The sequence below is a fragment of the Acaryochloris sp. CCMEE 5410 genome (assembly GCF_000238775.2).
In the GTDB taxonomy this organism is placed as follows: Bacteria; Cyanobacteriota; Cyanobacteriia; order Thermosynechococcales; family Thermosynechococcaceae; genus Acaryochloris.
The window spans coordinates 3,731,103-3,753,175 of sequence record NZ_AFEJ02000001.1; the positions used below are offsets into that span (position 1 = coordinate 3,731,103).

Annotated in this window: 23 protein-coding genes; 10 read left to right on the plus strand and 13 right to left on the minus strand. The window is 47.1% G+C overall.

What is annotated here, in order from left to right:
* The first annotated feature begins 10 nt into the window (after positions 1 to 10).
* Positions 11 to 325 carry a hypothetical protein gene (locus ON05_RS17195; RefSeq protein WP_010474065.1) on the plus strand — a complete coding sequence of 105 codons (315 nt, stop codon included), beginning with the start codon at positions 11 to 13 and terminating at the stop codon, positions 323 to 325.
* 50 nt (positions 326 to 375) lie between these two features.
* Here ON05_RS17195 and ON05_RS17200 read toward each other — a convergent pair whose 3' ends face one another.
* The 7 genes from ON05_RS17200 to ON05_RS17230 all read right to left on the minus strand — a co-directional run bounded on the left by ON05_RS17200 (position 376) and on the right by ON05_RS17230 (position 3,482).
* Positions 376 to 555, minus strand: coding sequence for a hypothetical protein (locus ON05_RS17200; protein WP_010474063.1), 180 nt, complete (start codon positions 553 to 555; stop codon positions 376 to 378).
* A gap of 1,011 nt (positions 556 to 1,566) precedes the next feature.
* Positions 1,567 to 1,779 carry a type II toxin-antitoxin system HicA family toxin gene (locus ON05_RS17205; RefSeq protein WP_010474058.1) on the minus strand — a complete coding sequence of 71 codons (213 nt, stop codon included), beginning with the start codon at positions 1,777 to 1,779 and terminating at the stop codon, positions 1,567 to 1,569.
* Positions 1,776 to 1,982, minus strand: coding sequence for a type II toxin-antitoxin system HicB family antitoxin (locus ON05_RS17210; RefSeq protein WP_010474056.1), 207 nt, complete (start codon positions 1,980 to 1,982; stop codon positions 1,776 to 1,778). The genes ON05_RS17205 and ON05_RS17210 overlap by 4 nt, the downstream gene beginning before the upstream one ends.
* A 171-nt stretch (positions 1,983 to 2,153) precedes the next feature.
* Positions 2,154 to 2,495 (minus strand): hypothetical protein, encoded by a 342-nt coding sequence (locus tag ON05_RS17215; protein WP_139025792.1) that lies wholly within the window; start codon positions 2,493 to 2,495, stop codon positions 2,154 to 2,156.
* 153 nt (positions 2,496 to 2,648) lie between these two features.
* Positions 2,649 to 2,849 (minus strand): hypothetical protein, encoded by a 201-nt coding sequence (locus ON05_RS17220; RefSeq protein WP_010474052.1) that lies wholly within the window; start codon positions 2,847 to 2,849, stop codon positions 2,649 to 2,651.
* Between the two features lie 98 nt (positions 2,850 to 2,947).
* Positions 2,948 to 3,274 carry a DUF5615 family PIN-like protein gene (locus ON05_RS17225; protein WP_010474050.1) on the minus strand — a complete coding sequence of 109 codons (327 nt, stop codon included), beginning with the start codon at positions 3,272 to 3,274 and terminating at the stop codon, positions 2,948 to 2,950.
* Positions 3,258 to 3,482, minus strand: a complete 225-nt coding sequence (locus ON05_RS17230; protein WP_010474048.1) for a DUF433 domain-containing protein — start codon at positions 3,480 to 3,482, stop codon at positions 3,258 to 3,260. The genes ON05_RS17225 and ON05_RS17230 overlap by 17 nt, the downstream gene beginning before the upstream one ends.
* 517 nt (positions 3,483 to 3,999) lie before the next feature.
* Here ON05_RS17230 and ON05_RS17235 point away from each other — a divergent pair.
* From ON05_RS17235 to ON05_RS17265, 7 genes are all read left to right on the plus strand, one after another.
* The gene (locus ON05_RS17235) at positions 4,000 to 5,061 is read left to right on the plus strand and encodes a GTP-binding protein (RefSeq protein ID WP_010474046.1); all 1,062 of its coding nucleotides are present in this window, start codon (positions 4,000 to 4,002) and stop codon (positions 5,059 to 5,061) included.
* 241 nt (positions 5,062 to 5,302) lie between these two features.
* Entirely contained in the window at positions 5,303 to 6,337 is a 1,035-nt protein-coding gene (hemB, locus tag ON05_RS17240; protein ID WP_010474045.1) for a porphobilinogen synthase, read from the plus strand.
* Between the two features lie 43 nt (positions 6,338 to 6,380).
* A complete protein-coding gene (locus ON05_RS17245) occupies positions 6,381 to 7,601 on the plus strand; it encodes a metal ABC transporter solute-binding protein, Zn/Mn family (RefSeq protein WP_010474042.1) in 1,221 nt (406 codons plus the stop codon).
* An 11-nt stretch (positions 7,602 to 7,612) separates the two neighbouring features.
* Positions 7,613 to 8,383 (plus strand): metal ABC transporter ATP-binding protein, encoded by a 771-nt coding sequence (locus tag ON05_RS17250; protein ID WP_010474041.1) that lies wholly within the window; start codon positions 7,613 to 7,615, stop codon positions 8,381 to 8,383.
* A gap of 16 nt (positions 8,384 to 8,399) precedes the next feature.
* Positions 8,400 to 9,239, plus strand: a complete 840-nt coding sequence (locus ON05_RS17255) for a metal ABC transporter permease (protein ID WP_010474039.1) — start codon at positions 8,400 to 8,402, stop codon at positions 9,237 to 9,239.
* A gap of 360 nt (positions 9,240 to 9,599) precedes the next feature.
* Positions 9,600 to 10,988 (plus strand): aldehyde dehydrogenase, encoded by a 1,389-nt coding sequence (locus ON05_RS17260; RefSeq protein ID WP_010474036.1) that lies wholly within the window; start codon positions 9,600 to 9,602, stop codon positions 10,986 to 10,988.
* 35 nt (positions 10,989 to 11,023) lie between these two features.
* Positions 11,024 to 11,722 carry a hypothetical protein gene (locus ON05_RS17265; protein WP_010474034.1) on the plus strand — a complete coding sequence of 233 codons (699 nt, stop codon included), beginning with the start codon at positions 11,024 to 11,026 and terminating at the stop codon, positions 11,720 to 11,722.
* A 59-nt stretch (positions 11,723 to 11,781) separates the two neighbouring features.
* On the opposite strand, the gene ON05_RS17270 is transcribed toward ON05_RS17265, so the two are convergent.
* Genes ON05_RS17270 through gyrA form a run of 3 tightly spaced genes read right to left on the minus strand, consistent with a single transcriptional unit; the run spans position 11,782 to position 16,041 of the window.
* Entirely contained in the window at positions 11,782 to 12,390 is a 609-nt protein-coding gene (locus tag ON05_RS17270) for a macro domain-containing protein (protein ID WP_039780302.1), read from the minus strand.
* 17 nt (positions 12,391 to 12,407) lie between these two features.
* Positions 12,408 to 13,367, minus strand: coding sequence for a hypothetical protein (locus ON05_RS17275; RefSeq protein WP_236618969.1), 960 nt, complete (start codon positions 13,365 to 13,367; stop codon positions 12,408 to 12,410).
* 58 nt (positions 13,368 to 13,425) lie between these two features.
* Positions 13,426 to 16,041, minus strand: a complete 2,616-nt coding sequence (gene gyrA, locus ON05_RS17280) for a DNA gyrase subunit A (RefSeq protein WP_010474028.1) — start codon at positions 16,039 to 16,041, stop codon at positions 13,426 to 13,428.
* 601 nt (positions 16,042 to 16,642) lie between these two features.
* Here gyrA and ON05_RS17285 point away from each other — a divergent pair.
* The gene (locus ON05_RS17285) at positions 16,643 to 17,095 is read left to right on the plus strand and encodes a hypothetical protein (RefSeq protein ID WP_236618968.1); all 453 of its coding nucleotides are present in this window, start codon (positions 16,643 to 16,645) and stop codon (positions 17,093 to 17,095) included.
* Positions 17,096 to 17,306: 211 nt separating this feature from the next.
* On the opposite strand, the gene ON05_RS17290 is transcribed toward ON05_RS17285, so the two are convergent.
* The 3 genes from ON05_RS17290 to ON05_RS17300 form a co-directional block, all read right to left on the minus strand.
* Positions 17,307 to 17,957 (minus strand): DUF3386 domain-containing protein, encoded by a 651-nt coding sequence (locus ON05_RS17290; RefSeq protein ID WP_010474024.1) that lies wholly within the window; start codon positions 17,955 to 17,957, stop codon positions 17,307 to 17,309.
* Positions 17,958 to 18,129: 172 nt separating this feature from the next.
* Positions 18,130 to 19,245, minus strand: coding sequence for a non-hydrolyzing UDP-N-acetylglucosamine 2-epimerase (gene wecB / locus ON05_RS17295; RefSeq protein ID WP_010474023.1), 1,116 nt, complete (start codon positions 19,243 to 19,245; stop codon positions 18,130 to 18,132).
* Positions 19,246 to 19,403: 158 nt separating this feature from the next.
* Positions 19,404 to 19,775 carry a hypothetical protein gene (locus tag ON05_RS17300; protein WP_010474022.1) on the minus strand — a complete coding sequence of 124 codons (372 nt, stop codon included), beginning with the start codon at positions 19,773 to 19,775 and terminating at the stop codon, positions 19,404 to 19,406.
* A gap of 937 nt (positions 19,776 to 20,712) precedes the next feature.
* Here ON05_RS17300 and ON05_RS17305 point away from each other — a divergent pair.
* Positions 20,713 to 22,068, plus strand: coding sequence for a type IV pilus twitching motility protein PilT (locus tag ON05_RS17305; RefSeq protein ID WP_010474021.1), 1,356 nt, complete (start codon positions 20,713 to 20,715; stop codon positions 22,066 to 22,068).
* Positions 22,069 to 22,073: the final 5 nt, after the last annotated feature.

Below are 22,073 nucleotides of genomic sequence, written 5' to 3' on the forward strand. Positions count from 1 at the left end.
GAGAATCTGAGTGCATCGCTTAATTCGAGCCGATGCCAACCATCTCTTCTGTGGCCGCTCAGGACTAGCCTTTGAATGTTGGATTGAGCCAGGGGATCTACGCTCTACGGTCATGACCCTAGATGGCACTCAGTCGACCCCACCACAAAATTACACGCCTCGACGCATCATCGGTGTGGGCAATGTTGGACGCCAGCCCGGACAGGCAACCTATACCCTTTATAATCCCGCCAGCAATCAAATCACCTTCAAGACCGTGACATACAAACAGGCCAAAGGCTTTGCCTTGCAGCACTCAATTGGTGTCAATCAAGTAAGCCACTAGCACCAACCTTCACGGGTACTCGCTAAGTAGTCGTCAATGGCTTGCTTGGGCTAGTGGGTAACTCCGAAAAATAGTTGTGGATTAAAAGGGGCAGCAGACTGTTGTATTTCCTCGACTTCAACATCATTTTCCTGCGCCAGTTGCGCTAACACCAACTGAACTAACCGGAACTTGTCAGCATGGGATAAGGCTGAGATCGAGGGTAATAATTCTGCTATTGATGTTGACATGGTAATTGATCCCTAAATGCAGACTTCTTCAAGTTCATTGGGCTGCTCAAAGTTTGATTGAGCTTTTGTAATGTCCTTGGCAGCATTCAAATCTATTTTTCGAAGTGCCCAGTTAACGTTAGAGCTATCCGTCATCTCTATAACTTTCAGAGGAAAAATCCTTAAAAGAATAATTTGCATATTTGTTATAGTTTTTAAATGGAAAACTAGCGGGACCTACTATTAGTTTATTATAAATAATTTCCCTAGTTCTCTTCTCAAGCTTAATGTATTTCTTGAGACTTTTAGGCTTATAGCCATGATGGATTTTTTCGTAGTGAGTATCTCTAAATAAAACCCATTCATGTGGATGTGTATCATATTTACAGATGAGCACTATGAATAACTCATCATATCCACCACAAATCCAAGATGAATGCATGAAATCATTCCATTTTCTCCCAATTACTAAGCTAAATGATATGCCTTTAGAAAACTGGTAACAATAAATATAAACATTAAGATCTTGAAAGATGCCCCATTTAGCCTGTGGATCTCTATGTACTAGAAAAGGTAGGAAATTACACTGATATTTTTGAGATTTCGACATCTTTCATAATTAGGCAAAAAATTTTATCAACTAAGAATGTTCATGGATAGACGGACATCTAACTAAAATTATACGGATGGCGGCTGATAACTCCGGCTGGAGAGTTATTATCCGCCAACTACCATATGAATCCGAGATAAGGGCATTATCAAGCAAGAGGTAAGATAACTCCGAGGTGCCCCTCAACACTTGGAGACATGGGTGCGACAGCAAAAATGGGGGGTATGGATTTTGCGATCGCGCGTATCCCGAGGTTGGGGGAGTTGACTTTGAAAACTTCTGAAAGCCTTCACCCCTAACTGCTAAATATGCTAGTTTGCGATGGCCGAAGGCCGGTTGGAGACCATCGCAAACTAGCAACATCCCACTCCCACTGATAAGAACATTCTGGCCGTGTATGCCAAACGTCCGATGCAGCCAGTTTATATATCATCAGGCCCAAGCCCAGTTTTCTTTGAAATCCGCGCTAGCATACGAGGCCCAATTTCTTCCCTGTCATGGAAAGCAAATACGAAATCTGGCCAGCCATCACGGGACAAGATGCAGTGCGAGCCAGACTGCCGTTTCACCATCCAGCCAATTTTGAGTAGCGCTGCTAAAACCCGCTTGGACTTGGTACTTCCCCACTTGCTCATGCAGCATTAAATGTAACGCTGACCAATTCAGGTTGAGTTTCACCATTCTCAATGCGTTCTGCAAGCACTCGTAGGGCTAGAGCTTGTACTTTGGTTCTAGCTTCCTCTTGTGTTTGGCCATAGAGCATGACCCCAGATAGTTCTGGAATCTCTGCAATCCAGCGTCCATCTTCTTCTTGCTCCAGTTCAATTTTTAAAATCATGGCTATAACTACTGTTTCTACTCTACGACCCCAACTATGGTAGCCAGTGCAGCTTTTATGAAGGCTAACGGCACTCAGTCAAGGGCGCAAGCATTAATTTCAAAGAGTCAAATCATAAGCGTGATTCGATCGTACCGCTGCACTGGTTAGTTAGCTTGATGCATTCTAAAATTATGGCTTGCTTTCTGGACGCCAACCACAATTAGCACAGAATGAGGCTTTTGGTGTGCGCAATAGGTGACCACAACTGGGACATTCTTCCCCCCAATCACACAAGCGGTGATGGTAAATAACATCAAAGTGGAAACCTGGCAAACCTGTCATTAATTCAAAGATTTGAGTTGCCTGGGAATAACAATTTCTCTTTGCAGTCGTCAAATCACAATTATGAGCAATGCGATAGTCGATTAGTTCTTGCTTGGCGAGAGGAAGTAAAGGTTCTATTTGCTGCCATTCCTGCTCATCCAGAAATGGCATTTCTCGCTCACATTTCCAGCAATAATAGCTCTTCATGGATGAAGTGATCTAACTACAATTAGATACATAGCGGCTGATAACTCCGACTTTGGAGTATTATCTGCCAAGTACCGTATAAATCTGAAATTAGGTCTTACTGTGGAGCTTGACAAATCCGCTAATAGATAGCGAAGTAACACAATGTCAGGCTTAGAGTAGCTGGGCATACACATCATCCTCAGTGTTATCCCACACAGCATCTAATGACGTTTGACTTGCTGCTGGTAGCCAAAAACCAGTTTCATCATCAGGCAGCAGCGTAACTAGCACCTTGGTTCCTTCGGGAAGCTCTGCTGATTCCAGAAGTTCAATTTTTCCTTGGCGAATCGTAGCCCAAAGTGTTTGCAGCATATCTCTTTGTAAAGAATAACTAGTCTTACTTTGATTTGATGCCTCAATCACTGATTTTGGCGAGCACTCTACAGAGCCGAGATTTCCGATACATACTTTCAGGAACCTCCAACTTCAATCACTTCACCTAACGTAATCGTATTCAACGCGTCACGAGTATCTGGTACCAGAGGAAGTAAGTCAGAAAGCTTGTTGCTGGTTGCTACAAGAACAACGACTGCCACTCCAGCTTGTACCAAATTCTGCTGATAACGCAAATTTTGATCTGTAGTGAGGAGAACCGTGAAGCCCTCTTGTCTCATAAGCTGCAGCAATTCACCATTCTTTTTCCCTGACCATCCCATCTCAACAACTGTGCGTATATCGTAATCGGCGAACTCACGCTTCAAAGGGCGCGGGGCACACTCATCAAGCAGGATTCGCATAGGCCATCAACATTTCCTTTGCTAATTCAAGGGCTGCAATCGCCTGTTGTCGATTAACGCTAGGAAAATGGTCTAGAAAAATTTCTAGTGAATCGCCTGCTTCGAGATAATCAAGTAAATTCTTTATGGGTACGCGTGTCCCCACAAAAACAGGAGTTCCTCCCAAAATATCGGGGTCGCTATGAACAATATGTGATGTTAAGGGCATAACCAATATAGTCGCCAGCACTTAGAACCATTATATCTTGGTGCCTCTTAGACATAACTAAAATTCCATGGACTTAGACTGCGCCTCAACTTGTAGACGTCTTGGAGGCATGGGGTCGAGAGCAGAAATGGGGGGTATGGATTTTGCGATCGCGCGTATCCCAAGGTTAGGGGAGTTGACTTTGAAAACCTCTGAAAGCCCTCACCCCCAACTGTTAAATACGCCCTTTTGAGATCGCAAAACCGCTATCTCACAAATTACTCACCCTGCATAAGGTATCGATATAGTTCCACCGCTTGATGTGGTCAATGATAATGATTATCATTTTTAAAAGCCCCCCTTTACTCTATATGCCCTGATGTCTATGGTGATGCCTGATCTTTCCCCCACCCTCGCCACAAGTGCGCGGCGCTTTGAATAGCTCTCTACTCCCAAGCGACGGTAAGACTATCTGCTGCAGTGATTCGTTCTTCAGCTTATTCATCCAGAGCCAACTCACCTCAACCGGAGTTCACTCATGATTCAACTTCCCACTCAACAAGCCTCACCCCAAACCGATCTGAAACTTCCCAAACGAGGGTTGCCCGTGACAATCATTACGGGCTTTCTCGGCAGCGGTAAGACCACACTGCTCAATCATATTCTCCAAGACTGCCAGGATCTAAAAGTCGCGGTGTTGGTCAATGAGTTTGGTGATATCGATATTGATAGCCAGCTCTTGGTTTCTGTTGAGGAAGATATGGTGCAGCTTAGCAATGGCTGTATCTGCTGCACCATCAACGACGACTTGGTGGAAGCGGTCTACAGCATTTTAGAGCGGAACGAGAAGGTGGATCACTTGGTGATCGAAACAACGGGAATAGCCGATCCATTGCCCATAGCACTCACGTTTGCGATGCCGCCCCTGCGGAATTTAACCCAACTAGATTCCATCGTCACCCTAGTGGATGCAGAAGCCTTCTCCCCCCAGCATTTTGAGAGTGAAGCCGCCCTTAACCAAGTGTCCTATGCTGACATTATTGTGCTCAATAAAACGGACTTAGCTGCCCCTCAACAGGTCGATACCTTGGAGGCATGGGTTCGAGAGCAGAAAGGAGAGGCACGGATTTTGCGATGGTCTCTGACCGGCCTTCGGCCATCGCAAAACAGCAACATCCCCCTGCCATTGATTTTAGATACGAATCTCTTTCAGCCAGAGCACTATACCGCAGAAGCAAAAGCAATGGCTGAGACGACGCATGATCACCATGACCCTCACTGCCACGACCACCACCATCACTCCAACCACCTCGTCAATGATGGGTTGGTCTCGATGGCGTTTGAGAGCGATCAACCATTTGATTTGGACAAATTCCAAGATTGGCTCGCCGATGACCTTTCAGAAAATGTCTTTCGAGCTAAGGGATTCCTATGGTTTGGCACCATTACCCCCCGCTATATCTTCCAGCTCAGCGGCAAACGCTACACCTTAGACGCGGACAAGTGGCCTGCAACCCCCAAGACACAGCTCGTCCTGATTGGTCGCGAGTTAGATACCCCAAAACTACAGCATCAGCTTCGAGACTGTTTAACCTCTTAGCCGATCTCATCCACATCAATGACCCACAGAAAGTCTCAACTAGATCTCCCAGTTACTTCTGGGGGATCTGAGGCTCTAACCCACTGCAGCAGCCTATACAGGTGCTATAGCATCGTTAGAACCTAAGAATGAAAAAGCTCTCAGTACCGAGATATTCCCACGAAAGAAAAAGATTTTCTGAAGCCTCTGCTTAGTCCAATTTCCTAAGATATGATAACGATTATCATTCTTCTCAATCCCTATGGTCATTTCCCAACCTAAGCCCCAAGAATCTGAGGTCAATCCGTCCGTTAGCACCCCTGCTATCCGCCATCGACCTCGGCGGTTACGACGCACTGACGCCTTGCGGCGATTGGTGCGGGAAACTCAGCTAACCCTCGATGATCTGATCTATCCCGTGTTTATGCGAGAGGGGACGGAGATTGAGGAGGCCATTCCATCCATGCCAGGGATTTATCGCTACTCCCTGGACGTATTGCTCAAGGAATTGGCAGTCGTGACACGACTAGGGATTAAAGCCATTGCCCTGTTTCCCCTTATCCCTCCTAAGCAAAAAGATAATGCGGGCACCGAAAGTTATAACCCCGAGGGTTTAGTGCCTCGCACCGTTAAAGCGATCAAGGCGGAATTTCCTGAACTGCTGGTGATGACGGATGTGGCCCTAGACCCCTACAGCAGCGCAGGCCATGACGGGATTGTGGAAGACGGCGTCATTCTCAATGATGAAACCGTAGACGTGTTAGTGAAGCAGGCCCTATGTCAGGCCGAAGCAGGCGCTGATTTTGTCTGCCCTTCAGACATGATGGATGGTCGGGTGGGCGCCATGCGCCAAGCCTTGGATGCTGCTGGGTGGACCCAAGTGGGAATTCTCGCCTATTCCGCCAAATATGCCTCCGCCTACTATGGTCCCTTTCGCGATGCTCTGGACTCTGCCCCCCAGTTTGGGGATAAGAAAACCTATCAAATGGATCCTGCTAATACCCGCGAAGCCCTGAAGGAAGTGGCTTTAGACGTGAGTGAGGGTGCAGATCTAGTGATGGTGAAACCCGCCCTCGCCTACCTGGATATTATTAGCCGGATTAAGCAAGCCACCACCCTGCCTGTGGTCGCCTACAACGTCAGCGGTGAGTACGCCATGATTAAAGCCGCTGCTGAACGAGGCTGGATTGATGAACCGTCCGTGGTGCTGGAAACGTTGACCAGCATGAAACGGGCGGGAGCCGATTTAATTTTGACCTATTTTGCCAAGCAGGTTGCACTGACCTGGCTTCCATAATTGCCCTGCGTTTGCCCTTTTCTCAACCATTAGGAATGTTGCCATGACCCCTCATCCTTCTCGTCCCTCTCGACTGCAAAAATATCAACTCTCCATTGCTTTGCTGTCGGCACTGGCCCTGGGTAGCTGTGCCTCGTCTCCCTCGAGGGACCCCAGTTCTACTCAAGGGGGCTCGAAGCTCCACGTGATCACGACCTTTGTACCGATCACCAACTTTACGAAAGCGGTAGCAGGCGATCGCGCCCAGATCACGCAATTGATGCCCGACAATGTTGGTCCCCATGACTACCAGGCCAAACCCGAGGATATCCAGAGCCTGGCCAAGGCCGATGTTTTAGTCATAAACGGTCTAGAAATGGAAGCCTTTCTAGAGGACATGATCAAAAATGCAGACAATAGCGAGTTAGCCATGGTTGACTCCAGTGAAGGCATTGCCGTTATCCCCAACGAAGAAGAGCATGAAGAGCACGGGGATGAGCATAAAGGCGAAAAGGACGAGCATGACCACGAAGACCATAAAGACGAGGGCCATGCTGAAGGCAAAGACCATGATCATGACGAGGACCATGCTGAAGGTGAAGACCATAAAGACGACGACCATGCTGAAGGCAAGGATCATGACGAGGAGAAAGACCATGCCAAAGGCGGCCATGACCATGACCATGGTGAAAATAATCCCCATATTTGGCTAGATCCGAAGCGAGCCATTCAGCAGGTTGAAAATATTCGGGATGGTTTGATTAAAGCGGACCCGGACGGAAAGTCTACCTATGAAGCCAATGCCGCTGCCTACATCGATGAGTTGAAAAAACTCGATACGGAATTTACCGAGCAACTCAAGCCTTTTGCCGGTAAAACCTTCGTCACCTATCATGATTTTGCGGACTACTTTGCCCGTAGCTATGACTTAAAGGTGGAGTATCTAGTGGGCATTCCCGACGAGAATGCCTCCCCTGAAGATGTCAAGCGGGTGATTAATGCAGCGAAATCCTCGAACTTAAAGACCCTATTGTCTGAGCCCCAGGCTGCAGGCAACCCGTTTACAGCCCTGGCCCAGGATTTAAAGGTTCAGGTGGGCACGTTTGATCCCTTAGAAACGGGCGGAACGGATGCCCTTGAGGCAGATTATTACTTGACGACCATGCGAGACAATCTTAAAAATCTGACCACCGCTTTTGGCAGTCAGCCTCAGTCTTGGATGCCAGCACAGCCCAAACAAAAGACTATCGCGACCTTACCCCAGTGGGTTCAGGTGAAATTCTAGGAGGTTCAAACTTGCAAGAGGCCATTCTAAGGGTTTCAGGACTAACGGTTGTTCGCGACAAACATGTTGCAGTGGAACAAGTGTCGTTTGTCGTGCAGGCAGGGACCAATGTAGCCATCGTTGGCCCCAATGGCGCGGGAAAGAGTAGTCTGATTCAAGCCGTTCTGGGGGTACTGCCGCGTCGGGTGGGCCAAGTGGAGGTGCTCGGTCATCCCCTGAGTCCCCAAGGCCGACTGCCAGGGAAGATTCGGGATGCGATCGCATATCTCCCGCAAAACTTTAATTTCGATCGCCGGATTCCCATGACCGTCGAAGAAGTGGTGGGTTTAGGCTGGCATACCCTCGGTCTCCAATGGCCCTGGACGGGGCACAGAGCAAGACAGATTGCGGTGCATCAAGCCCTAGGCCAGGTGGAAGCGCTCCATCTGAAACGGAAAAGAATTAGCGATCTATCGGGGGGCGAAACCAAGCGGGTCCTACTGGCCTATTGTCTGGTTAGGCCGCGTCGTTTGTTGATATTAGACGAGGCCCCTGCAGGTCTAGATCTGCGGGCAGAAGCAGAATTCTACCAATTGCTAAACCAGCTCAAACAACAGCATGGATGGGCCATTTTGCAAGTCTCTCATGATCTGAATATGGTGCAGCGCCAGTGTGATCATGTCTTGTGTATTAACCGCACTTTGCTTTGTGAGGGAGTTCCTGAAGTGGCTCTCTCTAGGGAAAGCTTGAGTACGGTTTATGGCCCCGAATTTGCCCGCTATCATCATTCCTGTTCGTTGTAGTTCGTCACCCCATTCCATGTCTCTTGCCAGCGAAATCACTCGAATTATCGACCTGTTCCAGTTTCCGTTTATGCAGCGGGCGGTAATCAGCGGCGTCCTCACTGGACTAGCAGGCGGGATGCTCGGCAGCTTCACGATTCTGCGACAACTCTCGTTTTTTAGCGATGCATTGGGGCACTCTACCCTGCTAGGTCTCAGTTTCGGGATACTGTTGGGCTGGAACCCCACGGCAATTGTCCTCCCGTTTGCGGTCTTGTTTGCCTTAGGCGTGACCTATCTGCTGGAACGTACGCGGCTATGGACCGATGCGCTGCTGAATATTGTCTATTCATCTTCCTTGGCCCTCGCGGTTATTGTTCTGAGTTTCACAGGCACCTACAAAGGAGGGATTCACCAACTTTTATTTGGCGATATTTTAGCGGTGCACACGGCTGATTTGTTTATTTGTGGGGGGTTGCTGCTAGCTTGTGCTCTGTATATGGGACTGACGTTTCGGACGCAGATGCTAATCACCCTGAATGAACCCCTTGCAGTTGCACGCGGTGTATCCGTCTCATTCCATCGAACCACTTTTATTGTGCTCCTGGCTCTGGTCGTGGGAATTTCAATCAAAGCTGTTGGGGTACTCTTGATTAGCGCCTTTATCGTAATTCCAGCCTGTGCATCGCGATTACTGTGTCGCCAATTCAAACATCATATCGTCCTCTCAGCCAGCTTAGGGGCAATCAGTGCAGTTGTGGGGATGCTGTTGTCAGCAGGACTGAACCTACCATCCGGTCCAAGCATCGTGATCGCTCAACTTGGGATTTTTGTAGGTGCAATGATTTACCCTCAACTTTATAAAGCCTTTGCTTAGTGCGGTTTCGCTTTCCCGCTGGCCCAGATTGAAGGCACTGGTTCCGCTACATGGGACTCTGAAAGCCTTTTTGATTAAGGGGTTTAGAAATTAAGCCTCAAGAGAGGCTTAGATATCCTGAAATGAGCTATCAAGGGTTTGCGAGTTTTGACGGCCAAATTGTCTTGCATTGTCTCTAGTGGTATATGAGGTTGTATCCCTTTCTCTGTAAGCTTTATAGCTTTCCCACGCAACGGAACCAGTGCCAGATTTTGGGGGCAGGGAACCACTCCTGAATGGTCTGAGTGAATTAAAAACTCCAATAAAGAGTAATAAAACTGATTATCCTGAAGATGGATGCTTTCCCTGGAGACCCCATCAATGACTGCCCAACTCACCACTTCTCCAATTCAGAAATTGGTTGCTGCTCAAAGAACGTATTTTGAGACTGGGCAGACAAAATCCTATGAATTTCGGTTAGCCCAACTCCAAAAGTTGCGGCAAGTGATTATTGAGCGTCAAGATAACATTGTTGCTGCTGCGAAAGCTGATTTAGGACGTCCAGCCTTTGAGGCTTACTTTGAAATTGCGGCCTTAGGAGAAATCAAGGTCGCTATCAAACAGCTCAAGACCTGGATGAAGCCCCAGCGCGTCGCTACGGGAGTCGATGTCTTTCCTGCATCGGCCTGGATTCAACCGGATCCGCTAGGTGTGGTCCTGGTGATTGCTCCCTGGAACTATCCCTTTTCTCTGCTGATTAATCCGTTAGTGGGTGCGATCGCAGCTGGGAACTGCTCGATTCTCAAACCCTCAGAACATGCTCCACATACCGCTCAAGTCGTGTCTAAGCTGATTGGTGATACCTTTCCTGAAAACTATATTGCGGTGGTTGAAGGGGAAGCAGACACCAGCAAACAGTTGTTGGCCGAGAAATTTGACCATATTTTCTTCACCGGAGGCACTGCCATTGGTCGAGAAGTGATGAAGGCAGCGGCGGAAAACCTCACCCCGGTCACCTTAGAACTAGGGGGTAAAAGCCCTTGCATTGTTGATTCAGAGATTCACTTTGAGCATGCAGCAAAGCGGATCATTTGGGGCAAATTTATTAACGCAGGTCAGACCTGTGTAGCCCCTGATTATTTGCTGATTGACCGCACCATCAAAGATGAGTTTGTTACCTATCTCAAGCAAGCCGTTCACAACTTCTATGGTGAAAATCCTGCCAATAGTCCTGACTTTGGTCGACTCATCAACCAGCGTCATTTCAATCGACTGACCCAGTTTCTAGACAATGGTGAAGTGATTGTTGGCGGTCAAACCGATCCAGAAGCCCGCTATATTTCACCGACGTTGATCGATCAGGTCACTTGGGACGATCCAATTATGCAGGAAGAAATCTTCGGTCCCATTTTGCCGATTTTGACTTACAGCACTTTAGATGAAGCGATTGCTCAGGTAAATGCCCGTCCTAAACCCTTGGCTCTTTATTTCTTCTCCAAAAATGAAGACAAACAGCAACAAGTGTTGACCTCAACGTCATCGGGAGGGGCTTGTATCAATGAAACGGTTTTGCATGTCGGGGTCGGTACCTTACCATTTGGAGGAGTCGGTCCTAGTGGTATGGGCAGCTACCATGGCAAAGCCAGTTTTGATACGTTTTCCCATCAAAAAAGTGTTTTAAAACGAGCCTTCTGGCTAGATCTGGGCTGGCGATATGCGCCCTATACGGTCAAAGGCTTAAATCAAGTGAAGCGGATTGTGACGGGTTAGAACGCACATTAACCTCCCCCAGCGTCTCACTGTGTATGAAAAAGCTAAATCCCTCAAACTTAATCAGTGGGTTACTCGCACTCCTCGCGCTTGCCTGGTTTATCACTGGTGTTTATGGAGAGCTGAGGTCAGTCTCATCAACACTCCCTTATCGTCCTGACCAAGTGGGGCAGATGGAACTGGCGGGAAAGGCATCTGCGATTGATGCTCAACGAGTTGAGATTTCTCCCGTTAGCGAAATCCCCTGCATTGCCTATGAATTCCTAGTCAAAAAGTACAACCAAGGCAGTCATCATTCTCACTCCTACCATACCGTTCTCAAAGAACGGCAGGGACTAGAAAATTTAAGTATTCAAACCCCTACCGGTCCAGTACAGATCAAACTCAAAACATTTGATTTGACTCACCCCTACTTTGAAGATCAGCAGTATTTGAATACAGAGTTTGAACAGCCCCACACATTGTTAGCCCTCAAAGAAAGAAATATCGGCACTAGCTTCATTGGCTTAAAAGAGGGAATTAAAGTACAAGAATCGCTGATTCAAGCGGGTGATGACATCATCGTTATTGGGCAGCACAACAGTACTAATGATCCACCTATGTTAGAGGAAGTGATTGTCCGCGATAAGTCCGTAAAACACAGGGTCACAAACTTAAAAATTAGTCTGGGTTCTGGATTGTTTTTGCTTCTACTCATTGGTGGGTTCTTGATTAGAGCGATTGAAGTCCAATAGTTTATACCTCATAAATTTATATTCCAGCGGTTAGGAGGGGAAGCCGCTAGATTGTTACTCTAATCCCCTCCAGCACCAATTGCATTTTGACGGGTAATGGCAAAGGGCCAGCTAATCATCTCTGGGGAATGCCAGAAATTTTTATAAGCCAGCGCCATTTGTTTAGCCGCTCGCTCAAAGGGCATTTGACCCGTCGCCGTTCCTAAACCTGGACAAGCAACACTGCGAATTGGTTTTGCATGGGATTGGTTGTGATGCCAGATCGCTAACAGCATGGCCCACATGGCTTGGTAGACATTATCGGTCGTGGCAATTGACATGGGCACGCGCATTGTTGGCGTATGGGCGAGAAAGGGATGTTGGGGATGCTGAGTCTCGATAATAAATGAGGTGCCTACGGGTTGTTCGCCCCGAAAGTGCTGAAGGATATGGGTTTGGACTCGATCCATGAGATCCAGCCCAAAGAAGCGGGTAATGGCTCCATCGACGCCACCATCCATCAGGCCAAACGAGTTGCCAGCACTCACCATACAGTCATATTGGGAGAGATCCTCAAACCGACCGTTGATGATGTCAACCTGAGATTGCCCTTCAAATTTGAGCTGCCATTGCTCGCAGAGTTCGGGAATAGGATCGACCAGTATAAGTTTTAACTCCGTTGACTGCATATATTGCTCCTGCCGATTTAGCATCTTCTGGGTGGCTTGTAGACTGTGGGGCCAATTTCTTTAGACCACCACTGAATCCAGCCTTCATGGAACTGGAATGTCTCATCAGTGCTACAAAAATCACGAGGAATACTTAACCTAACTCGCATCCAGTTTCCCTTGATTTCTAGCGGTTCTATGCCATAGTCATGACCCGATAAATCCGAATCCAATGCGAAAATGGTGGGACTAGAGGCGATCGGGTTGGGCCTCAGCAGAATAGAAGGAGAAAGCTGTTCGCGCTTGTACAAATACCCTCTGTTGCGGGTCTGTGTCTGATCTACAGGTTGAAACACATTGCGCCAGTACTGCACCATTAAAGAAGGTTGCTGTTGCAAATGATCTGGATTCACCCAAGCTGTTCCATCGAGATCGCCTTCAGGGTGGCCGTATTGAATTTGAAACCACCCCTTGGAAGCTGCTTGCAGAACGATAAAAGCGTAAGTGTCGTTTGATATTTGCACGAGATTGGGCTCAAACTCTGAAAATTGAGCTTTCGAGTCTGATAAATCGACGACCCATTTCCCTGTTAGAACTCCCCACGGTTTACCCTGCGCAGAATCATATAACGGTAAGCAAAGACGATTTAGCCACTCATCTCCAAGATTAAGAACAGCTATATTTCTTGCAGAAGGATCTGATTGTGAGCGACGTTCAACTAAAAAACCGATCCCCCAATTGGGCTGGGCAGGTTTCCGATTGAAGCTTTCTCTATTAGAGATTGGCAATTGACTGCTATCCCATGAACATTGCAGTAAGTCAGTCTCCTCAGCGATGGATCGAGGGAATTGACGCTGCTCTGCTTGCTCATCATCAGAGACAGGAACCGCATTTTGGCTAGGAACCTGTTCACAGGCGATGGAAAGTAGTGCCGTGCCCAGGAATATCCACACGAAACGGTATTCGTAACCGTGTTGTTTCGTTACGGGCTTTAGCATCTATGGATTAGGAGCTGCACTAAGGAAAAGGTTCCTAGATGTCATTGTTTCCACTGAATTACTCTAATTCAGTTTCACCTTCCTCATCAGAGAGATCTTCGGGGGGCACTAGAGCAACTGCCGCAATATAGTCATCTTCATCCAATCGTTGGACTCGGACGCCAGTGGCTGCGCGAGACTGGGACGAAATATCTGTTACCGCTTGTCGAATCACAATGCCTCGGCTCGTGACCAACATCAGCTCGTCTTCAGCATTGACGATGCGCAGGGCAGCCATTTGATCAGGGGTCTTTAGCTTTTTGAATTTAGTCGCAGTGACCCCTTTGCCGGCCCGATTTTGCAGTCTAAATTGGGCCACGGGCACCCGCTTACCAAAGCCATTAGTGGTGATCACTAATACCCAAGGCCCTGGCTGTTCAATGGTTTCGGATTCTTCTTCGTTGGCATCATCTTCAACAACAATATCTGGATCATCCGCCTCCTCCTCTTCTGCATCCGTCGCGTTTCCTAAGGTTGCCACAACGCTGCTGGGTAAAATGTCCATACCGATAAATTCATCGCCTTCTCGCAGACGCATGGCCCGTACTCCCCGGGTAGCTCGTCCCAAAGGCCGTAGCTGTTGATGATCCGCTCGGAAATGGATGGACATGCCTCGGCGAGAGCCAATGACGATACTGTCTTCTGCTCGGGTTAACCGCACCCAGCGCAGCAAATCTCCTTCTTCTAGGGAAATCGCGATTAAGCCATTGGCTCGAATATTGCTGAAAGCCGCTAGGGCAGTTTTCTTGATAAAGCCGCCAGCGGTCATCATCACCAAATATTCGTCTTCGCTAAATTCGCTGACGGGGATAACGGAGGTGATTTTTTCCTCTCGTGGAATGGGTAAGAGCTGCACTAAAGGCACACCCCTAGCCGTACGGGAACTAACGGGAATTTGGTAGGCACGCAGGCAGTATACGACGCCGCGATCGCTAAAAAATAACACGCTGTCATGGTCACAACAGCCAAAGAAATGCTCTACTGCATCATCTTCTTTAATTTTTGCCCCGGCTCGGCCTCGTGTAGCTCGGCTTTGAGCATTAAAAGTATCGACAGGCATCCGCTTGACGTAACCCTGCTCTGTTACCAAAATCACGGCCTGATCGTTGGCAATCAGGTCAATATCGTCTAGATCGGCCAGATTGGCCTCAATTAAAGTGCGGCGGGGACTGGCAAATTTGGCTTTAAGTTCAGTGACTTCTGTTTCGATAATCTCTAGCACCCGTTCGCGACGGGCCAGAATATCTTCAAGATCAGCAATGCGCTCTTGTAGATCTTGGTGTTCTCGCTCGATTTTTTCAGCTTCTAAGGCCGTTAGTCGGCGGAGCTGCATCTGCAGAATGGCATCAGCTTGGGTTTCCGACAGTCCAAATCTGTCCATCAGTTCCTGACGAGCAACGGCAGAATCAGCCGCTTGTCGGATCAGCTGAATGACAGCGTCTAAGTTACCCAGAGCAATCAGCAATCCCTGCAAGAGATGATCGCGCTCTTGGGCTTTACGCAACTGATAACGAGTTCGCCGCAGAACCGCATCTTCCCGGAATTCCAAAAAGACACTGAGGAACTGCTTTAAACTGAGAAGTTGGGGGTCACCGCCCACCAAGGCCAACATGTTGGCCCCAAAATTCGTTTGGATGGGGGTTTGTTTGTAGAGATTGTTAAGAACCACTTGGGGATAAGCATCCCGCTTCAGTTCGATCACAATTCGCATCCCGTCGCGATCGCTCTCATCGCGAATATCCGAAATGCCTTCTAGGCGCTTGTCGTTAACGTTTTCAGCAATTCGTTCAATCAGAGCTGCTTTATTGGTCTGGAACGGCAATTCTGTGATGATAATGGCTTCCCGATCAGGACGCCCGGATTGTTCTAGGGTTTCAATCTCAGCCACTCCACGCATGGTGATGGAGCCACGACCGGTGGTATAGGCTTCACGAATGCCAGCTGTTCCTAAAATCCGGCCCCCTGTAGGGAAATCAGGGCCTGGAATGAGTTTCATCAACTCCAGATCGGTAATCTCAGGATTATGAATGAGGGCCACTAGACCATCAATGACTTCTCCCAGGTTATGGGGAGGAATATTGGTTGCCATCCCCACCGCAATTCCTGAAGATCCGTTGATCAATAGCTGGGGGATGCGAGCAGGCAGGACAAGGGGTTCTTGCTGTGACCCATCAAAGTTATCGCCAAAGTCAACGGTTTCTTGCTCAATATCGGGTAGAAGCGAGTCCGTACTGAGGGCTTGTAAGCGACATTCTGTATATCGCATGGCCGCAGGTGGATCGTTATCAATCGATCCAAAGTTTCCATGGCCATTAATCAGAGGCATACGCATGGAGAAGTCCTGCGCCATGCGCACTAAGGCGTCATATACTGCCGTATCACCATGGGGATGATATTTACCCAATACTTCCCCAACCACACGAGCGCATTTCCGGAAGGGGCGATCAGGGGTTAAACCCAACTCATACATGGCGTATAAGATACGTCGATGCACGGGTTTGAGGCCATCTCTAGCATCTGGCAAGGCCCGACCAACAATGACGCTCATGGCGTATTCCAGGTAGGAGCGCGACATTTCATCCCGTAGATCTGTGAGAATAATGCGGTCCTGCGCTGGATCAGAGGAGAAGGTCATATGGTTTGAAAAACTCCTAAAAAGATGCTTAGTTGAGAAATAGCTTGATCAATAACGACTTACCATTAATATCATTAAAAAATTAAGCTATTTACCCCCAATTACAGCAGTTATTCTATCATGTTTTGATGCTTGACGGCTGCATTTGCAGCGTTGCTAATAGCTCACAAAGCTTGCTCCTAGTCTTGCTTTCAAAGATTGCCACCATAATCAATTCTGACCCGTAAAGTAATTCACTAGAAATCTGTAAATATTAAATGGCCTTGCCTGTAGATTTTGCTAACTACAACGGTTTTTTAAAGTGACGTAGAGTAAGGACATCTTTGCAGAAAAATAATCTTTTTTCAGAATTTGCGGCGGATTATGACCCGTATTGCGTGATGGGCTCTACTCTCGTTATTGATCAGTGATTTTCAGTGTTGCTTCTATGTTCATTAGTGAATGTTGGGCTGATTACAAAATGGGCTTTGAAGCAGCGCATCCGCGAAGAGTTTAGGGCAAGGAGTAAGGCACTTCAAGCTGAAAAGAGGTGGATGATAGAGATTGGGTTTGGAGTTAGTTCTTGGATTAGCTATGCTCTAACTTTGATCACATCCAGAGAATGACCGATACACTGATGAATTTAGGAATTCGCATATGCAAAGTCTGGTTTGATGTTGATCTCCTGGAGTTAAAAATTGAGGTTTCCAACGGAATCTCAGTATTTTCCAATCAAGTTTATGTTCAGCATGAGACCTTGAAGACTTTGATTTCTGATTTGAATGTCTTCAAGACTCAGGTCTATGGGGGGATTCTGGATGTCTGTCTGGGAGCGTTTGGCCCAGAGTATGCTGGCGGAGCATTTGATGCTCGATTTCACTTTCAGAAATTAGGACAGCTCTACATTACTGTCAGGCAGCAGTCTCAGTTTGCAGACTTTCCGCTCCGGCTGGTTGCTGATGAGGCTACAATCCACTTAAAAACCGAACCTGTGCTGTTAGATCATTTCATTGGTGGTCTCACAGCGTTGTATATGGAAAATTCTGCTGAAGCTTATTTGGAGGCTATATCTTGAGGGCTGGTCTTTTCAGAGGCTAACGGATGCTTCACTTCACCCTTGCTTATGTTTGAATATCTTGTCTGGTTGTGGCTATGAGGGATGGTCACGTAAGGATTTCTACAGGGATTGCACCCTTGTTAAGAATACTGCTGGATCTTTGCAAAGCTCTCTACCGCTCGGTCAGAAAAATTTTGATAGTCCTTAAGACTTCAAAAGATATTGATCTCTAAACAGCTGCAGGTTGTAATAGCTTCACGTTGGAAAACTGGATATCGGTAAGAGATGTTTCGCCTTGTTCGTGAGTACGGACAACCTGACGGGTCATCACGTAGTAGCTACCTACGGGTTCATAGGTATCCTCGAATTCCATTTGCCGAATAATCTCATTGGTTTTGGGATTACGGAAAACAGCAGAATAATCAGAAGAAATATAACCTGCTCCAGTCTCTAAGCTTTTTTTGTGATGAATGATGAAAGCCATGCGTCCCATCACCCGGCTAACGAGAGAGATCTGCTTTTCGCGAACGCAGTAATTTGACCCCATTGCATCCCCTTCAACAATAATCTCTTGGGAACCAGAGGAATCGAGTTTTCCGAGGGTAAAGGTGCTAGAGCCGTGAGCTTTGTCGAACGGAGTGTGTTTTCGGTGGGTAATCACATCTCGCATTTGGGTATATAGCGATTCTTGGATTGTTTCGTCTGCGATATCCATAATCTCGACTGTTAGGTCGGAAGCTACGCGGATTTTACCGGTGTGAACTTCATCCCCTTGTCTAAGTTCAACGTCAGCGACATAGCCGGGGAAATCACTATCCCAGGTATAGCGATTCTCATAAGCTGCACGAAATAAATCACGAGCTTGGGTCTGAGCGGCCATTACATGCAGTCTCCTTAACTTGTTTCGCGCGTTAGACTTTTTTCCAGTCTAGACTAATTTTTGGCTCAACCATCGTCATTATGGCATTTGGGGTGGTCATCTCTCTAGGGTCTAAGGGCTCTTTATCTGCATACATCAATTGAGAACCCATGAAAATCTAGAATTTCTGATATTAAAGCTGCAGAAAATCTTGAATAGCGGTGATGATCCGTTGGGACGCTTGTCCATCTCCAAAGGGATTAATGGCTTTGGCCATATCGTTGTAAGCCTCTTCATTCTCTAATAGCAGGCTAGCTTCGGCCAAGATTTTTTGGGTACTGGTGCCGATGAGTTTGGCGGTACCGGCTGTCACGGCTTCAGGTCTTTCGGTGGTTTCTCTTAAGACCAATACAGGTTTACCAAGACTGGGGGCTTCTTCTTGCAGCCCTCCAGAGTCTGTCAGTAACAAATGACATCGCTGAATAGCACCGACTAAATCGGTATAGTCCAGAGGCTCAGTCAAGAAAATGCGAGGATGGTTCCCCAAGATTGCCGTTAAGGGTTCTCTAACGGTTGGGTTGCGGTGGAGCGGCAGAATTAGTGCAGTATCAGGAAATTTGTCTAAAACTTGGAGGAACCCCTGGGCAATTTCCTGTAAGGGGTCGCCCCAGTTTTCTCGGCGATGAACGGTTGCCAGAATGGTTCGATATTGGCTCCAGTCTAAATTGGGAATATTGCAGGAGGGGTGTTTGTCCGCGACGGTCAGTAGGGCATCAATAACGGTGTTGCCAGTGTGGTGAATCGTTCCTGTAACTCCGGAAGCTTTTAAGTTTTCTACAGCTTTAGTAGTAGGTGCAAAGTGGAGTTGGGTGATTTGGGAGATTAAGCGCCGGTTAGCTTCTTCTGGATAAGGGTTGTAGATATTATCGGTGCGTAAGCCTGCTTCAACATGGCCAACAGGAATTTGTTGATAAAAGGCGGCTAGGCCTGCAGCAAAGGCAGTTGTTGTGTCTCCCTGTACTAGAACTGCTTTGGGGTGTAGTTCTTGTAAAAGGGTCTGTAGTCCTTGCAAACTCCGACAAGTGATGTCAGCTAGGGTTTGTTTCGCCTGCATAATGTCTAAGTTATGGTCAGCTTCGATCTCGAAGATCTGCATCACTTGGTCGACCATTTCTTTATGTTGTCCCGTTAATAAGACTTGAGTGGCGAATCGAGCATCAGCCCGAAAGGCTTGAATGACGGGGGCAAGTTTAATGGCTTCTGGACGCGTCCCTAAGACGATACAGATCGGAAGGGGAGAATTTGGCATGCTGACGCTAGAAATGCATAAAGACCATACTACTGAAAAACCCGGTTTAACCGGGCTCAAGCTTTAAGATAACTCATGTTTATCGTAAAAGAGAGGCGCAGTGTAATTGATCACTGCGCCTCTCTTTTGAATTTTTTATTTTTTAGTAGATGTCGAAATTAGTTGCGATCGCAAGTCAACGGACAAGCAGCATAGATAGTGCTACTGATGGGATTGGCCTTGCCATTGAGCCAGCGTAACCAGCGAACTTCATGGGGGTGAATGCCTTTGAAGGTTAGCATTGCAGCACCTACCATAATCGCCAAAGCGTTAGCAGCTAAAATTCCACCTGCTACTAAGGCAACAGCGCTCATCGGTAGCACTGCCTGAAGTGCAACAGCGGCTAATGCTCCGCCAGTAGCCATCAAGACAACGAGTGGAAAACCCACCACGAGCCAACAAACGGTCAATGTGAATGTCCAGATCAAAAAACTCTTAGCAATAAACACAAAGCTATGTTGCTTTAAGTGAGAAGCTTCAGCCAATGTCATTTTTAATTCCTCCCGCCAACCAACAGCGACTAAAAAATATATGTCGTCAAAGTCTTAATTCAAGTTTTTTTAGTATAAAGAATGAAAGTATCAAAATCGGTTGATTGTTCAACATTATTTACATTAGGGCAAAAATGTTAAGACAATATTAATCTCTAATATTCTGAAATCTTACGCTAATCGACATATTTTTAAATCCTTAAAATCCTTTCTGGGTATGGATTTTAGATAAATTTATAGGTTTGAATTAAGACAAGATAAGTTGATGTATGCAGGCTGCTCTGTTGATCCCCATCATTAACTTAGTTTATATATCCCCCTCTTTCTCTCAGGTTTATCCTATGAATTCCTGGTATTACTGGCTTTAAGCAACAAGATTTTTAGCCTTTTGAATCCCGCTCGACGTCTAGGTGCACCCTCAAAGACCGAAAACTCGTGGGAATGGAGGATGTTTATATTTAGGCCGAAAAAAGATAGCGTGAGTATTAATACATGGGTATAAATGACTACTAATCCATCAAGAATTTTTGAATATTATGACTGGTTGTCTAAATGACTATCTTTGATTAGCTAGCGTTATGAATCCTTGGTAACGGGGTAACACGGTTATGTTCCTATACAGAACGTGTGAGAAAGCCACCTCGCTGTCGATCCTGTGTTGGCTGTATGATAATTAGCCACTTTTATACAGAAGAAGGGGAGTTATAGGCGCTGTTTTATGATGATGGAGTCTTCTCTGGCCTCACGATATTCAGTCAGTGATTGAGACGTACGTCTTGGTAATTCCAGGCAAAACGTTAAATTTTTAGCGTTGATGGTGAACACTCTTTAACAAACCATCAGTTGCAAATTAAGTAAGATCGCCCCTTTTGGCTTCATCGTTGAGCACTGAAGAGTATTTAAACCCGTATGTCCATCGCTTGAGATAAGTATTGCTATGACAGATTACCAGCGTCCACCCTTTCCACCCCCACCCGCACCTCTACCAGCAGTTCCCCCTCCTCCTCATCGTGATCAACGCTCGGAAGGAGACGCGATGGAAACCGAAATGATTGCCACCCCTACGAAAGTGGTGCCGACAAAAGTGGTGAGCGCACCTCCCCCTCAAGCACCTGAGGAACCCACTGCTTTTCCTCAAACTCAACCCTATGCTGGATATGGGCAAACTGAGGTTGATAATGGTGAGCCGACTCAATCGACATTACAGATGCGAGGTCGACCTCCGGGAACTGGCGTGACCTTGGAACAATTGGTTCGTGAAGCCTTTGAGAATAACTTTTCGGATATTCACCTAGGCGTGGGTGAAGTCCCTCGCTTTCGAGATCGCGGTCGCCTAGAAATTTCTCGTCACCCTGTTACAGATGACACGACCTTCGAATATTGGTTGGAAGAAATTTTAACGCCTGAAGAAATTCAGCGGTTTCATGCTGATCAGGAATATGATGGTGCCACTCAATACGATGGCATGGCTCGGGTTCGAATCAATATTTTTGTCAGTCTCAAAGGGCCATCCATGGTTATGCGACTGATTCCCTTAAAGATTTTGACCTTAGAAGATCTCAATCTCCCCCTCGTGTTTCAGGATTTATGTCACTACCACAAGGGTTTAATTCTGGTAACGGGACCCACCGGATCGGGTAAATCCACGACGATGGCAGCCATGGTTGATTACATCAACACAGAAATGCCGAAACATATTATCTCCATTGAAGATCCGATTGAATTTGTCCATCAAAGTCGCAAAGCGATGATTCGTCAGCGGGAAGTGGGAATTCACACCAAGAAATTTGATAACGCCCTAAAAGCGTCTTTGCGTGAAGACCCGGATGTCATTCTGATTGGGGAAATGCGAGATCGGGAAACGGTGAATACAGCCCTAAAAGCAGCCCAGACCGGTCACTTGGTGTTTGGAACCCTACACACCAACAGTGCAGTGAAAACGATTGAGAGAATTCTCAACCTGTATAAGCCAGAAGAGCAAGAACCCATGCGGGTCCAGGTGGCTGAATCCTTGGTGGCGGTGATTGCCCAATCTCTGGTACGAACCACCGATGGCAAACGAGCGGCGATTCATGAAATCATGATTAACACCGATGCCATTAAGGACTACATCCTGCGCGGTGATGTGGAAGAAGTCGAGGCGATGATTCCGCAATGTAGTTATGATGGCATGATTACGATGAATCAGTGTCTGCATAATCTCTACGAGGAAGGCCGCATTGATGAAGAAACGGCTCTGGAAATGTCTCCCAAGCCGAATGAAATGGCTCAAATCCTAAGAGGACGTATCTAGCCAGC

What these genes read in the sequence shown, in the direction of transcription:
- ON05_RS17200 (WP_010474063.1), bottom strand. Translation starts at nt 555, where the DNA reads ATGTCAACATCAATAGCAGAATTATTACCCTCGATCTCAGCCTTATCC.
- ON05_RS17205 (WP_010474058.1), bottom strand. Translation starts at nt 1,779, where the DNA reads ATGAGCAAGTGGGGAAGTACCAAGTCCAAGCGGGTTTTAGCAGCGCTA.
- ON05_RS17210 (WP_010474056.1), bottom strand. Translation starts at nt 1,982, where the DNA reads ATGATTTTAAAAATTGAACTGGAGCAAGAAGAAGATGGACGCTGGATT.
- ON05_RS17215 (WP_139025792.1), bottom strand. Translation starts at nt 2,495, where the DNA reads ATGAAGAGCTATTATTGCTGGAAATGTGAGCGAGAAATGCCATTTCTG.
- ON05_RS17220 (WP_010474052.1), bottom strand. Translation starts at nt 2,849, where the DNA reads ATGCTGCAAACACTTTGGGCTACGATTCGCCAAGGAAAAATTGAACTT.
- ON05_RS17225 (WP_010474050.1), bottom strand. Translation starts at nt 3,274, where the DNA reads ATGCGAATCCTGCTTGATGAGTGTGCCCCGCGCCCTTTGAAGCGTGAG.
- ON05_RS17230 (WP_010474048.1), bottom strand. Translation starts at nt 3,482, where the DNA reads ATGCCCTTAACATCACATATTGTTCATAGCGACCCCGATATTTTGGGA.
- ON05_RS17235 (WP_010474046.1), top strand. Translation starts at nt 4,000, where the DNA reads ATGATTCAACTTCCCACTCAACAAGCCTCACCCCAAACCGATCTGAAA.
- hemB (WP_010474045.1), top strand. Translation starts at nt 5,303, where the DNA reads ATGGTCATTTCCCAACCTAAGCCCCAAGAATCTGAGGTCAATCCGTCC.
- ON05_RS17245 (WP_010474042.1), top strand. Translation starts at nt 6,381, where the DNA reads ATGACCCCTCATCCTTCTCGTCCCTCTCGACTGCAAAAATATCAACTC.
- ON05_RS17255 (WP_010474039.1), top strand. Translation starts at nt 8,400, where the DNA reads ATGTCTCTTGCCAGCGAAATCACTCGAATTATCGACCTGTTCCAGTTT.
- ON05_RS17260 (WP_010474036.1), top strand. Translation starts at nt 9,600, where the DNA reads ATGACTGCCCAACTCACCACTTCTCCAATTCAGAAATTGGTTGCTGCT.
- ON05_RS17265 (WP_010474034.1), top strand. Translation starts at nt 11,024, where the DNA reads ATGAAAAAGCTAAATCCCTCAAACTTAATCAGTGGGTTACTCGCACTC.
- ON05_RS17270 (WP_039780302.1), bottom strand. Translation starts at nt 12,390, where the DNA reads ATGCAGTCAACGGAGTTAAAACTTATACTGGTCGATCCTATTCCCGAA.
- ON05_RS17275 (WP_236618969.1), bottom strand. Translation starts at nt 13,367, where the DNA reads ATGCTAAAGCCCGTAACGAAACAACACGGTTACGAATACCGTTTCGTG.
- gyrA (WP_010474028.1), bottom strand. Translation starts at nt 16,041, where the DNA reads ATGACCTTCTCCTCTGATCCAGCGCAGGACCGCATTATTCTCACAGAT.
- ON05_RS17285 (WP_236618968.1), top strand. Translation starts at nt 16,643, where the DNA reads ATGACCGATACACTGATGAATTTAGGAATTCGCATATGCAAAGTCTGG.
- ON05_RS17290 (WP_010474024.1), bottom strand. Translation starts at nt 17,957, where the DNA reads ATGGCCGCTCAGACCCAAGCTCGTGATTTATTTCGTGCAGCTTATGAG.
- wecB (WP_010474023.1), bottom strand. Translation starts at nt 19,245, where the DNA reads ATGCCAAATTCTCCCCTTCCGATCTGTATCGTCTTAGGGACGCGTCCA.
- ON05_RS17300 (WP_010474022.1), bottom strand. Translation starts at nt 19,775, where the DNA reads ATGACATTGGCTGAAGCTTCTCACTTAAAGCAACATAGCTTTGTGTTT.
- ON05_RS17305 (WP_010474021.1), top strand. Translation starts at nt 20,713, where the DNA reads ATGACAGATTACCAGCGTCCACCCTTTCCACCCCCACCCGCACCTCTA.